Annotated in this window: 7 protein-coding genes; 4 read left to right on the forward strand and 3 right to left on the reverse strand. The window is 72.2% G+C overall.

Annotated elements, in window-relative coordinates:
* Positions 1 to 122 precede the first annotated feature (122 nt).
* The 4 genes from IE94_RS0108085 (at position 123) to IE94_RS0108100 (ending at position 6,059) form a co-directional block, all read left to right on the forward strand.
* Complete coding sequence (locus IE94_RS0108085; protein WP_030180330.1) at positions 123 to 1,076, forward strand: ABC transporter permease; 954 nt, start codon at positions 123 to 125, stop codon at positions 1,074 to 1,076.
* Entirely contained in the window at positions 1,069 to 1,956 is an 888-nt protein-coding gene (locus IE94_RS0108090; protein WP_030180332.1) for an ABC transporter ATP-binding protein, read from the forward strand. Before IE94_RS0108085 ends, IE94_RS0108090 begins: the two co-directional genes overlap by 8 nt.
* Before the next feature lie 144 nt (positions 1,957 to 2,100).
* Positions 2,101 to 4,344, forward strand: a complete 2,244-nt coding sequence (locus IE94_RS0108095; protein ID WP_030180335.1) for a CDP-glycerol glycerophosphotransferase family protein — start codon at positions 2,101 to 2,103, stop codon at positions 4,342 to 4,344.
* Positions 4,341 to 6,059: a glycosyltransferase family 2 protein gene (locus IE94_RS0108100; RefSeq protein ID WP_030180337.1), complete on the forward strand. Its 1,719-nt coding sequence runs from the start codon at positions 4,341 to 4,343 to the stop codon at positions 6,057 to 6,059. The genes IE94_RS0108095 and IE94_RS0108100 overlap by 4 nt, the downstream gene beginning before the upstream one ends.
* Positions 6,060 to 6,249: 190 nt before the next feature.
* Here IE94_RS0108100 and IE94_RS0108105 read toward each other — a convergent pair whose 3' ends face one another.
* From IE94_RS0108105 to IE94_RS0108115, 3 genes are all read right to left on the reverse strand, one after another.
* Positions 6,250 to 11,211, reverse strand: coding sequence for an NAD-glutamate dehydrogenase (locus IE94_RS0108105; protein WP_030180340.1), 4,962 nt, complete (start codon positions 11,209 to 11,211; stop codon positions 6,250 to 6,252).
* A 472-nt stretch (positions 11,212 to 11,683) separates the two neighbouring features.
* A complete protein-coding gene (locus tag IE94_RS0108110) occupies positions 11,684 to 12,355 on the reverse strand; it encodes an HAD family hydrolase (RefSeq protein ID WP_030180343.1) in 672 nt (223 codons plus the stop codon).
* A gap of 57 nt (positions 12,356 to 12,412) precedes the next feature.
* The gene (locus tag IE94_RS0108115) at positions 12,413 to 12,916 is read right to left on the reverse strand and encodes a DUF6912 family protein (protein WP_030180345.1); all 504 of its coding nucleotides are present in this window, start codon (positions 12,914 to 12,916) and stop codon (positions 12,413 to 12,415) included.
* Positions 12,917 to 13,300 lie beyond the last annotated feature (384 nt).

Below are 13,300 nucleotides of genomic sequence, written 5' to 3' on the forward strand. Positions count from 1 at the left end.
CACGGCCTACGCTCACGTCACGACGATACGGTGCCGTCCCGACGTAAATGAACACCCACGGTCACCCGGGTGAACGACGGGCGTCGCCCTCTCGCCCCCTCCCCCGAGCGAAAGCACCGGATGTGAGCCAGGTCCTCGACCCCCCACCCCCGACCCGGGCATCGACCCAGGCCGCCACCGCCACCGCACCCCCGTCCGGCCCCGGCCACGACCTCGCGGCACTCGCCGCCCGGCACGGCCTGTCGGTCAGCGGTGCCCGCCCCTCCCTGCCCCAGTACGTCCGCCAGCTGTGGGCGCGCCGGCACTTCATCGGCGCCTTCTCCACCGCCAAGCTCACCGCCCAGTACAGCCAGGCCAAGCTGGGCCAGCTCTGGCAGGTGATGACGCCCCTGCTCAACGCGGCGGTGTACTACTTCATCTTCGGCCTGCTGCTGGACACCAGGCGCGACGTGGCGGACTTCGTCCCGTTCCTGGTCACCGGCGTGTTCGTGTGGACGTTCACGCAGAGCTCGATCATGGCGGGCACCCGCGCCATCTCCGGCAACCTGGGCCTCGTCCGCGCCCTGCACTTCCCGCGGGCGGCACTGCCGGTGTCGTTCTGCCTCCAGCAGCTCCAGCAGCTGCTGTTCTCGATGTGCGCGCTGGTCGTGATCCTGCTGGCGTTCGGCGTGCCGCCCGGCCCCTCCTGGCTGCTGGCGGTCCCGGCCCTGGTGCTGCAGTTCGTGTTCAACGCGGGCCTGGCGATGATCATGGCCCGGGTGGGCTCGAAGATCCCCGACATGGCCCAGCTGATGCCGTTCCTGCTGCGCACCTGGATGTACGCCTCCGGCGTCATGTTCAGCATCGAGCACATGACCGGCCCGGACAGCGGCCTGCCGTCCTGGGTCGGCACCGCCCTCCAGCTCAACCCCGCCGTCGTCTACATCGACCTGATGCGCTTCGCCCTGATCGACAGCTTCGGCGGAAGCCAGCTGCCGCCCCATGTGTGGGCGCTCGCGGTGGGTTGGGCGCTGGTCGCCGGGATCGGCGGCTTCATCTACTTCTGGAAGGCCGAGGAGACATACGGTCGTGGCTGACACCCCCGCTGACAACACCCCCGCCGAGCGCGTGCCCACCGTCGTCGCCGACGGCGTCGACATCGTCTACCGGGTCAACGGCACCGGCGCCGGACGCGGCTCCGCGACCGCCGCCCTCCACCGCATCCTGCGCCGCTCGAAGACCGAGCAGGCCGCGGGCGTGCGCCGGGTGCACGCCGTGAAGAACGTGTCCTTCGTGGCCTACCGGGGCGAGGCCATCGGCCTGATAGGCACCAACGGCTCGGGCAAGTCGACGCTGCTCAAGGCGGTCGCCGGCCTGCTCCCGGTGGAGAGCGGCCGGATCTACACCGACGGCCAGCCCTCCCTGCTCGGCGTCAACGCCGCCCTGATGAACGACCTCACCGGCGAGCGCAACGTGTACCTCGGCGGCCTGGCGATGGGCATGTCCCGCGCGCAGATCAAGGAGCGGTACCAGGAGATCGTCGACTTCTCCGGGATCAACGAGAAGGGCGACTTCATCACCCTGCCGATGCGCACCTACTCCTCCGGCATGGCGGCCCGGCTGCGGTTCTCCATCGCCGCCGCCAAGGACCACGACGTCCTCCTCGTCGACGAGGCCCTGGCCACCGGCGACCGCTCCTTCCAGAAGCGGTCCGAGCAGCGCATCCGGGAGCTGCGCCGGCACGCCGGCACGGTGTTCCTGGTCAGCCACAGCAACAAGTCCATCCGCGACACCTGCGACCGGGTGCTGTGGCTGGAGCGCGGCGAGCTGCGCATGGACGGGCCGACGGAGGAGGTGCTGAAGGAGTACGAGAAGTTCACCGGCGGGCCGGACCGGGCGGCGAAGCCCAAGGCGGCTCCCAAGGCGGCCCCCAAGACAGCACCCGAGCCCGCCCCCGGGGCCAAGGCGGTCGTCTGAGCGTCCCGTCCCCCGGACGGCGTACTCACCGCCCTCCCGATTAATCCTTTTGCCCGATCGATGCCACTATGACCGAATAGAAACCGACCCACAGGAGTGACCCGGGAGCGACGAAGCGAAGGCCGAGGCGAAGGAGTCCCCGCGATGCCCGAGACGGTCCCCGATCCGTTCGCCGAGGCGGCCCCCGCCCTCAGCGTCGTCGTCCACGGCCGCAACGTGCAGGACCACCTGCCCGCGCTCCTCGACTCCCTGGACGCCCATCCCCTCACCGGCGTCGAGGTGATCGTCGCCGCCGTCGGGGACTGGGCGCGGGAGGTCGCCGAGCGGCACGCCCCCGCCTTCACCGTGCTGCCCCTGCCGGACGGGGCCGGCGACGCCGCGGCCCGCTCGGCGGGGGCGGCACGGGCGCGGGGCCGGTGGCTGCACTTCGTGCACGCCAAGGACGGAGTGCCGGTCGGCGCCCCGCCCGCCGTCGCCGCGCACGCCGGGACCCTGCCCGACACCGTGGACGTCCTGCTCCTCGATCACGTCCGCAGCTCGTGGCGGGCCTCGGGCCTGCCCTCCCCCGACGGCCCCCGCCTCGCCCGCGCGGGCCGTGCCGGTCTCGCCCTCGACGACCGGGCGGCGCTGCTCCGCCTCACCCCGCTGCTCGGCAGCCGCGTCCTGCGCGCCGGCTTCTGGCGGGCCCACGAACGGCTCCTGACCACCGAGGACGAGCCGTTCGCCGCGTACGCCGCGCTGCTGCTCGCCGACCGGGTCGCCTGCCTGCCGCACCCGGCCTACGAGGACCGCCGGCTGCGGCACGAAAGCCTCCCGCCGCCCACCCCGGCGCAGCGCTACGCGCTGGTCGACCGCTACGAGGCGCTCCTCGGCCTGGCCGCCGGCCGGACCGCCGTCCACGGTGTCCTGTACGACCTGATGGTCCGCGACTGCCTGCACACCTTCGCCCGCGCCGGGATGCCGGACGACGTGGCGCGGGAGTTCTTCCACCGGGCGTCCGTGACCGCCCGGCGCCACCGCCCCGAGGGACTGCGGCACCCGGCCGGTCTGGAGGGCGTACGCCGGTCGCTCCTGGAGGAGGGCGCCTACGGCAAGTACCGCGCCCTCCAGAGCGCCAACCACGCCCGGCGCGGGGTGCGCTCCGCCGTGCGCACCGGCAGGCACCGGGCCGGCACCCGGTTGCGCGCCCTCCAGTACCGCGGCGCCCTGGCCCGCCCGGTCGACCCGCACCTCGCGGTCTTCTCGGCGTACTGGAACCGCGGGGTGGCCTGCAATCCGGCCGCGATCGCCGCCAAGCTCGCCGAACTCGCCCCGAGCGTCCACCCGGTGTGGGTGGTCACCGCGGCGGGCGCCGCCCTGCTGCCGCCCGGCACCGACCACGTGGTGCCCGGCACGCGCCGCTACTGGGAGGTGCTGGCCCGCGCCAAGTACCTGGTCAACAACGTCAACTTCCCGGACGCGGTGGTCAAACGCCCCGGCGCCGTCCACCTCCAGACCCACCACGGCACCCCGCTCAAGCGCATGGGCCTGGACCAGCTGCCCTACCCGGCCGCCGCCCACGGCCTGGACTTCCAGGCACTGCTCGAACGCGTCGACAAGTGGGACTACAGCGTCTCCGCCAACAGCCACTCCACCCGCATGTGGCAGCGGGCCTACCCCTCCCGCCACCTCTCCCTCGACCACGGTTATCCGCGCAACGACGTGTACTACACCGCCGGTCCCGCCGAGGTCCGCGCCGCCCGCGCCCGCCTCGGCATCGCGCCCGGCCGCCGCGCGGTCCTCTACGCGCCCACCCACCGCGACTACGAGGCCGGCTGGACCCCGCGCCTCGACCTCGCCGCCCTCGCCGACCGACTCGGCGAGGACACGGTCCTGCTGGTGCGCGCCCACTACTTCTACGACGGCGCCGCCTCCCCCTCGGTCCCGCTCGCGGGCCTGCGCCGCACCGGCCGCCTCGTCGACGTCTCCTCCTACGAACCCGTGGAGGAACTGTGCCTGGCCGCCGACGCGCTGGTCACCGACTACTCGTCGATCATGTTCGACTACGCCAACCTCGACCGCCCGATCGTCGTCCACGCCGACGACTGGGAGACGTACCGCACCACCCGCGGCGTCTACTTCGACCTCATGGCCGAGGCCCCCGGGCCCGTCGCCCGCAGCCAGGCGGAACTGACGGAGATCCTCACCACCGACGCCTGGCACGACGAACGCGCGGCGAAGGCACGGACCGCCTTCCGGCGCCGCTTCTGCGAGTACGACGACGGCCACGCCGCCGAACGCGTCGTGCGCCGGGTCTTCCTCGGCGAGGACGAACGGACCCTGCCCCCGGTCCTGCCCATCGAGGACCGCACCCCGGCCCCGAGCCCCGAGGAGGCCCGCGCGTCATGAGGACAGCCACCACGAGCCCGGCCACCGGCACGCTCCCACCCCTCGCGCCGAGTACTCCGGACGTCACCGTCACGGTCATCGTCTACAACGACGCCGAACGCCTGCCCCGCGCCGTCGCGTCCGTGCTGCGCCAGACCCACGCGAACATCGAGGTCGTCATCAGCGACGACCACTCGACCGACGCCACCGAGGAGGTGGCCCGCGAACTGGCCGCCCACGACCCGCGGATCGTGTACCTGCGGCTGCCGCGCAACAGCGGCGGGTGCAGCGCCCCGCGCAACCGCGCCCTGGAGACCGCGCGGGCGCCGTACCTGATGTTCCTGGACAGCGACGACGAACTCCCCGAGCGGGCCGTCGAGCTCCTGCTCGCCGCCCACCGCGAACGCGAGCTGGACTTCGCGATGGGCGCCGTGCACCGCGTCCGCGTGGACGGCGGGCGCCGTACCACCTGGATGCCGCACCTGGTCGCCGAACGCCGCACCCTCGACGGCATCGAGGCGGACCCGCGGCTGTTCTTCGAGCACCTGTCGACCAGCAAGATGTACGCCCGCGCCTTCCTCGACCGGCACGGCCTGCGCTTCCCCGAGGGCATCCACTACGAGGACCAGCTCTTCTCGGCGCAGGCGTACTGCCTGGCCAAGACGTTCACCGTCGTCCCCGAGCCGGTCTACCGCTGGTACATAGCCCCCTACGCGGCCTCCGACTCCGCCTCCATCTCCAACCAGCGGCACAAGCTCACCAACGTCCGCGACCGGGTCCACGTGCAGCGGCTCATCGACGCGTTCCTGGCCCGCAGCGGGCACGAGGGGCTGCGCGAGGACAAGGACTTCAAGTTCCTCAAGCACGACTTCCGGATGTACGCCGGTGACCTCCCCTACCGGGACGACGCCTGGCTGACGTCCTTCGCCGACCTGATGAATCCCTACCTCGACACGCTCGCCGAGGGCGCCTACGCCCGGCTGCCCCGCGCCGAACGCGTCGTCCTGCGGCTGCTGCGCGACCGGCGCCTGTCCGACGTCCGCACGGCGGCCCGCGGCCTCGGCCACGACGTGGCACCGCGCCGGGTGACGCCGGACGAGACGGACGGCCGCCTGTACTGGGGCGAGGAAGTCCCGGGTTCCCCCGAGGCCCGGCGCGAGCTGGACCTGAGCGACCTGGAACTGGACACCCGCCCGTTCTTCACCGCCCTGCTCCGGCACGAGATCACCCGGATCACGCGCGGCCCCGGTGCGTCGGTCGACCTCACCGTCCGCACCTACGACCCGGCCCTGCGCCTCCCCGTCGGCCCCCAGCGCGCCGTGCTCCACCTCGCCCCCGGCCGCAGGCGCCTCACGGTGCCCTTCCGCCTCTCGCCGGTCGGCCCCGGCGTCTTCGAGGGCCGCGTCCGCCTCGACCTGGCGTCGGCCCGCCTCCCGCTCCACGGCTTCGAGGGCACCCGCCATCCGGTGCTCCGGCTCCGCCACCGGGGTCGCACCCACACGGGCATCCTCCTGGCACCCCTGGCCTTCCCGCCCCTCACGGCCCGCGTCCCCCACCGCGCCGGCCTCACCCCCCACCGCGTCACCCTCCGCCCGGAGGGCCACAACCCGGGCCGCCTCCAGATCACCTGGCAGCCAGTGGGCGCCACCGCCGCGCTACTCCGCCCGGCAGCCCGCCGCCTGTCCACCCCAAGGACACGCAGAGCGGCCCGCTTGGCAGCCAACGTCCTCCACTGACCCGCTCCGCTCCCCCTAGCTGCGGGCAGTCGTGCCGCTGGGGCGGCACGGGTGGGCGCAGCGGCACCCCGCAACGCCGGGTTGCGCCCCGCCCCCGCCCAGCCCTCACCCCGCCGCACACGCCAAGGCGCCCCGGACCGAACCCGGCCCGAGGCGCCCCACACGGCAACGGCGTAAGAATCCGCCCCGCCTACGAATGCGTGCGCAGCAACGTCCGCATCGTCCGCATGGCCACCGAAAGGTTGGACAGATCAAACGCGTCCGACCCCCGGATCTCCTCCAGCGTCGTCCGCGCCCGCCCGAGAATCGCCGCGTTCTTCTGCTCCCACGCCTTGAACCGCTGCTCCGGCGTCGACGTGCCGTTGCCCACCGCCAGGACATCCGCGGTCAGCGACGCGTGCGCCGAGTACAGGTCCTCGCGGATCGCCGCGCGGGCCATGGACTGCCAGCGGTCGTTGCGGGGCAGGTCACTGATCCGGTCCATCAGCTGCGTGACGCCGAGCCGGTCGGCGAGGTCGTAGTACACCTCGGCGACGTCCAGCGGCTCCTTGCCCATGCGGTCGGCCACCGACACGATGTCCAGCGTCGCGAAGGCCGAGGAGAACCCGGCCACCCGCGTGGCCGGCTCGTCCGGGACCCCGGCGGCGGTCAGCTCGTCGTGGATGTGCTGGTACCACTCCGCGTCCGCCCCGCGCAGCAGCTTCGGCAGCTGCGACCACACCTGCTCGACCCGTTCGGCGAAGAACTCCACCGTCTCGGCCAGCTCCAGCGGCTGCGGCCGGTTGTTGAGCAGCCAGCGCGTGCCGCGCTCGACCAGGCGGCGCGAGTGCAGCCGGATCCTGGTCTGGACGGCGGCGTCGACCTTGGTGTCCAGGTCCTCCACCGCGTCCCACACCGAGGAGGCACTGAAGATCGCCCGGGCCACGGTCTGCGCCCGCACGATCTCCTCCAGCGACGCGCCGGTCTCCTCGCGCATCCGGTGCAGATACGTCGTACCGCCCGTGTTGACCGTGTCGTTGACCAGGACGGTCGTCGTGATCTCGCGGCGCAGCGGGTGGCTGTCGACCTGCTCGGCGAACTGCTCGCGCAGCGCCGTCGGGAAGTAGGCGTGCAGCAGGCCCTTGAGGTACGGGTCGTCCGGCAGCGAGGTGTGCAGCAGCTCCTCGGCGACGGTGATCTTCGTGTACGCCAGCAGCACGGCCGTCTCCGGGCCGGTCAGGCCGTGTTCGCTGCTCAGCCGCTCCCGGATCTGGCGGTCGGTGGGCAGGAACTCCAGGGCCCGGTTGAGGTGGCCCTCCCTGACCAGGTGCCGCATGAAGCGCTGCTGGGCGTGGAGCATGTCCTTGGACTGCGCGAGCGCGTTGGCGATCGCCGTGTTCTGCGCGTAGTTGTTGCGCAGGACCAGCGCGCCGACCTCGTCGGTCATCTGGGCGAGCAGCTTGTTGCGCTGCTTGACGGTCATGTCGCCGTCCTTGACGAGACCGTTGAGCAGGATCTTGATGTTCACCTCGTGGTCGGAGGTGTCCACGCCCGCGCTGTTGTCGATGGCGTCGGTGTTGATCCGGCCGCCCTGCAACGCGAACTCGATCCGGCCCAGCTGGGTCAGGCCCAGGTTGCCGCCCTCGCCGACGACCTGGACCCGCAGGTCCCTGCCGTCCACGCGGATGGCGTCGTTGCCCTTGTCGCCGACGTCCGCGTTGGACTCGGTGGACGCCTTGACGTACGTGCCGATGCCGCCGTTCCACAGCAGGTCCACCGGGGAGCTGAGGATCGCCTTCATCAGCTCGGCCGGGGTCATCTTGGTGATGCCCGCCTCGATGCCGAGGGCCTCGCGGACGTGCGCGTTGACCGGGATCGACTTGGCCGTGCGCGGGAAGATGCCGCCGCCCGCCGAGAGCAGCTCGGTGTTGTAGTCCTCCCAGGACGAGCGGGGCAGCTCGAACAGCCGGCGGCGCTCGGCGTAGGAGGTGGCCGCGTCCGGCGTCGGGTCGAGGAAGATGTGCCGGTGGTCGAAGGCGGCGACCAGGCGGATGTGCTCGCTGAGCAGCATGCCGTTGCCGAAGACGTCGCCGGACATGTCGCCGATGCCGACGACCGTGAAGTCCTGGCTCTGGGTGTCCACGCCCAGCTCCCGGAAGTGCCGCTTGACGGACTCCCAGGCGCCGCGGGCGGTGATGCCCATGCCCTTGTGGTCGTAGCCCGCGCTGCCGCCGGAGGCGAAGGCGTCGCCGAGCCAGAAGTTGTAGGACTCGGCGACCTCGTTGGCGATGTCGGAGAACTTGGCGGTGCCCTTGTCGGCGGCGACGACCAGGTAGGTGTCGTCCTCGTCGTGCCGGACGACGTCGGCGGGGTGCACGACCTCGCCGGCCACCATGTTGTCGGTGATGTCGAGCAGCGCCGAGATGAACGTCCTGTAGCTGGCGATGCCCTCCGCCATCCACGCGTCGCGGTCGACGCTCGGATCGGGCAGCTGCTTGGCGACGAAACCGCCCTTGGCGCCGACCGGCACGATGACGGTGTTCTTCACCATCTGCGCCTTGACCAGGCCGAGGATCTCGGTGCGGAAGTCCTCGCGCCGGTCCGACCAGCGCAGACCACCGCGCGCGACCTTGCCGAAGCGCAGGTGCACGCCCTCGACGCGCGGCGAGTACACCCAGATCTCGAACGCCGGGCGCGGCGCGGGCAGGTCGGGGATGGCCTGCGGGTCGAACTTCATGGAGACGTAGTCGTGCGGCTTGCCGCCCGCCGCCTCCTGGAAGAAGTTCGTCCGCAGCGTGGCCTTGATGACGGTGAGGAAGGACCGCAGGATCCGGTCCTCGTCGAGGCTCGCCACCTGGTCGAGGGCCGCGTCGACCTCTTCGAGCAGGGCGTCGACGATCTCCCGCCCCGCACGCTGCCGCTCCGGCGCCATCCGCGCCTCGAACAGGTTGATGAGCAGGCGGGTGGTGTGGACGTTGTTGCGGAGGGTGTCCTCCATGTAGTCCTGGCTGAAGGTCGAACCGGCCTGCCGCAGGTACTTGGCGTACGCGCGCAGCACCATCGCCTCGCGCCAGGTCAGTCCGGCACTGAGCACGAGGGCGTTGAAGCCGTCGTTCTCCGCCTTGCCGGTCCAGGTGGCGGCGAAGGCGTCCTGGACGCGCTCGCGGGCGTCGTCGCCGAGGTAGTCGGCGCCGCCGGACGGGGCCTTGGGCATGCGCAGGCCGAAGTCGTAGATCCAGGCCGTGGTGCGGTCCGCGCAGCGCAGCTCGTAGGGCCGCTCGTCGGTGACCTCGACGCCGAGCCGGCTGAGCACCGGCAGTACGGCGGACAGGGAGACCGAGCCGCCCTTCTGGTAGATCTTGAAACGCCGCTCCTCGGGCGCGGCGCCCACCGGCTCGTACAGGCTCAGCGCGAAGGTCTTCTCCTCGTCGAGCGCCTCCAGGTGACCGAGGTCGGCGACCGCGGAGCGCGGGCCGTGGTCGGCCTTGTAGCCCTCGGGGAAGGCGGATCCGTAGTAACGCAGCAGCTCCGCGGCGCGCTCCTCGCCGAACTCGGCGGTCAGCGCCTCGCCGAACCCGTCGGCCCAGGAGCGGGTGGCCTCGACGAGCCGGGCCTCCACGCGCTCCTTGTCGGCGTCGGACAGGTGCGGCAGCTCGGTGCCCTGCGGGACCCGGACCACGAAGTGCAGGCGGGACAGGATGGACTCGGTGTTCCAGGCCGTGAAGTCGACGCTGGTCCCGCCGAGCTCCTCCTTGAGGATGTCGATGATCCGCAGCCGGACGCCGGTGGTGTAGCGGTCGCGGGGGAGGTAGACGAGGGCCGAGTAGTAGCGGCCGTACTCGTCCTGGCGCAGGTAGAGCCGCAGGCGGCGGCGCTCCTGGAGGTAGAGCACGGAGGTGACGATCGGCTCCAGCTCCTCGACGGAGGTCTGGAACATCTCGTCGCGCGGGTACGTCTCCAGGATCTGCAGCAGGTCCCGCCCGTCGTGGCTGTTGGGCGAGAAGCCGGCCCGCTCCAGCACCTCCTCCACCTTGCGCCGCACGACCGGCACCCGGCGGACGGACTCGGTGTAGGCGGCGGAGGAGAACAGCCCGAGGAAGCGCCGCTCACCGACGACGTTGCCGTTCTCGTCGAACTTCTTGACGCCGACGTAGTCCAGGTACGACGGCCGGTGCACGGTGGCCCGGCTGTTCGCCTTGGTCAGCACCAGCAGCCGGTGCTCGCGGGCCTTGGCCCGGGCGTCGGCGGGCAGCCGCTCGAAGGAGGGGCTGACGGGGTGGCTCTCGTCGGTCGCGTGGTGCGGGTCGGAGCGCAGGATGCCGAGGCCGGTGCCGGCGACGGCGGCGAGGGAGTCGTCCTCGCGCAACTGGTACTCGCGGTAGCCGAGGAAGGTGAAGTGGTCGTCGGCCAGCCAGCGCAGCAGCTCGCGGGCCTCCTCCAGCTCACGCGCGGGGAGGTCCTCCGGGGTGGCCTCGGTCGGCAGCTGGTCCGCGATGCGGACGGCGGCGTCCCGCATCTTGCCCCAGTCCTCGACGGTCTCGCGGACGTCGTTGAGGACGCGGAGCAGGTCGGCGGTGATCTGCTTGAGGTCACCGCGGTCCGTCTCGCGGTCGATCTCGACGTGGATCCAGGACTCGACGTGCGTGTCGTGCGGCAGGTCGGCGCCGGGCGGACCGGCCAGCACCTCCACGAGCTCGCCGGCGACGTCGCGCCGCACCACGATCTGCGGGTGGACGACGACGTGGATGCCGCGGCCCTGGCGGGTCAGCTCGTTGGTCACGGAGTCGACGAGGAAGGGCATGTCGTCGGTGACCACCTCGACGACGGAGTGGCTGCACGTCCAGCCGTTCTCCTCGACCGTCGGGGTGTGCACCCGGACGTTCGCCGTGCCCTGCGGGCGGTTCTCGGCCAGCCGGTAGTGCGAGACCGCGGCTCCGAAGACGTCGACCGGGTCGCGGTCGGCGAGGTCCTCCGGGGCGGTGTGCCGGTAGTAGCGCTGGAGGAACGCGAACACGGATGCGTAGTCCGGGGCGCCGTCCGGGCCGTCCGGGGAGCCCGGAGCTCCCTCGCCCGTCGTCCCGGTCGGTAGGTGCCCCCCGACCGGGCTGTTCTCAGCTACCCGCGCAGCCCTTTCGAGCAGCTCGGCCTTGGCTTCGTCCAGCTTGGTCTGCATTGTCCTCTGACTCCTGTCGCGCGCCGTTGCGTGACGTAGAAGGAAGTACGGTCTCCTGCCTTCCGGCATGACGTCGGGACACGGGGTGTCCGGTCTGCTCCGACGCTATGCCGCAAGATGAGAGAAGCGGGGGCATATCAGCCAATGTCGCCGCTTCCACAGGGTGTGACTTCGCTCTCGCCGTCACCGTCCGGGGAGTGTGCGGCGCCGTGTCGGGGGTCTTCGATGCCCCGTCCCGCCCGCGAGGATCAGCGACCGCCGCCCGGCCACGGATGTCGTCCGTGGGCACCGGGCGCGGGGCGGGGACACAAGGGCCCCCGCGAGCTATCGCGCTGATCACGCCCACAAGGCTATCGCCCCCCGGATGCTCCCCGTCATGAGCCACATGTGTACAAAACCGGGCCCACAACTTGGACGTTTCGCACAGCTCCGACCGGACGGGCGGGCACGGGCTCCGCACCGGGCGGCGGCGTCATCCCGCCAGCCGCTCCGCCACCACCACGGCCTCCCCGAGCGTGTCCACCACCGGCACCCCGACCCCCTCCAGGCCGGCCCGGCTGTGCGACCCCCCGGTGTACAGCACCGCCCCCGCACCCACGTGGCGCGCCGCCACCGCGTCGTCCGCGGCGTCGCCGATCACCACCGTGCGGGCGGGCTCCACCCCGGACAGCGCCAGCTGCGCGAGGTGGCGCACCATGTGCTCGGCCTTGCTGCCGCCGGACGGCCCGGTCCGTCCGTCGACGCGTATGAAGTGGGCCTCGATGCCGAAGCCCTTGACCAGGGGCACCAGCTCGTCGTGGCCGTACATGCTGAGGATCGACTGGCTGCGCCCCGCCGACCGCCACCCGGCGAGCAGCTCCGTGGCCCCCTCGGCGAGCCGGCACCGGCTCCGGTGCGCGCTGTAGTGGCTCTGGAAGGCCGCGTCCATGACCTCCCACTCGGCCTCGGTGGGCAGCCGGCCCATCAGCCGCTCGTAGAACTTCGGCACCGGCACGCAGTACAGCGCCCGGTACCGCTCCAGCGTGATCGGCGCCAGCCCCAGCTCGGCGAAGGCCGCGTTCGTCGCCGAGATGATCGCGTCGTTGTCGTGGAACAGCGTGCCGTTCCAGTCCCACACGATGTGTGCGCCCGTCTGCATCCCCATGCCCGAAAACGTACCCGCCGCCACTGACAATCGGGATGCCGCGGTGCGGGGGCCGGGTCACACCAGGTTCGGGATCTCCTGCGTCGCGTACCAGAGCAGCTCGTGGTCCTCGGCGCCGTCCACGACGAACTGGGCGTCGTCGTCCCCGCCGTCCGCCGCCGCGAGGGCCTCGGTCGCGGCGCTCACGTCCGCCTCCGCGTCGGCGGAGTCGACGTGCACCGCGGCCGCCTTCGCCAGCGGCAGCGGCCCGGCGACCCGGACCTCGCCCAGCGCCGCCGGGTCGAGTCCGCGGTCCGGGTCGGCCGTGGCGGCGCCGTCGGGCACGTCGGCGGCAACCACGACCCGGCGCCGTGCCGCGGCGGGGTCCGCCGCCAGCAGCCGCAGCGAGGCCAGCGCGGCCCGGTTGAGGGCGGCGTACTCCAGCTCCTCGATGTCGTCCGACAGGTACCACTCGCGCAGCGCCGGCGTGACGGCGTAGGCGACGAGCGGCCCGGTCCCCAGCTCCCCCGCCCGGTGCGCCTCGGCGAGGCCGGACAGGGTCAGGGGGACGTAGACGCGCATGAGTCTGCCGCTTTCGTGGTCGGGGACACCGCCGGTGCGCTCGGCGACCCGGCGGGAGAGCCCCCAGGATACGTGCGGGTGTCCCCTTTCGGGTCCCCACCCAGGGCCTCCGAGGCGTCCACCCCGGGCCCCGCGTTCACCCGGGCCGCCCCTGGTGTTCCGGGCTCCCGGACCCCTCGATCACTCGGATAGGTGAACTTCTCCGCCCCCTCGACGCGGGCGGCCGCCTCCTTGCCGTGCCGCACCTCCAGCCCGTACAAGATCCCCAACCATGAAGTTACCGCCCGGTATCACCCGGGCCGCCGAACGGGGACCCCATGCGCAAGGTCATGACCAGGACCCAGCTCCGCCCCAGCCGCCCACCCCTGCCCATCCCCCACAGCT

The organism is Streptomyces violaceorubidus (genome assembly GCF_000717995.1).
Classification (GTDB): Bacteria; Actinomycetota; Actinomycetes; order Streptomycetales; family Streptomycetaceae; genus Streptomyces; species Streptomyces violaceorubidus.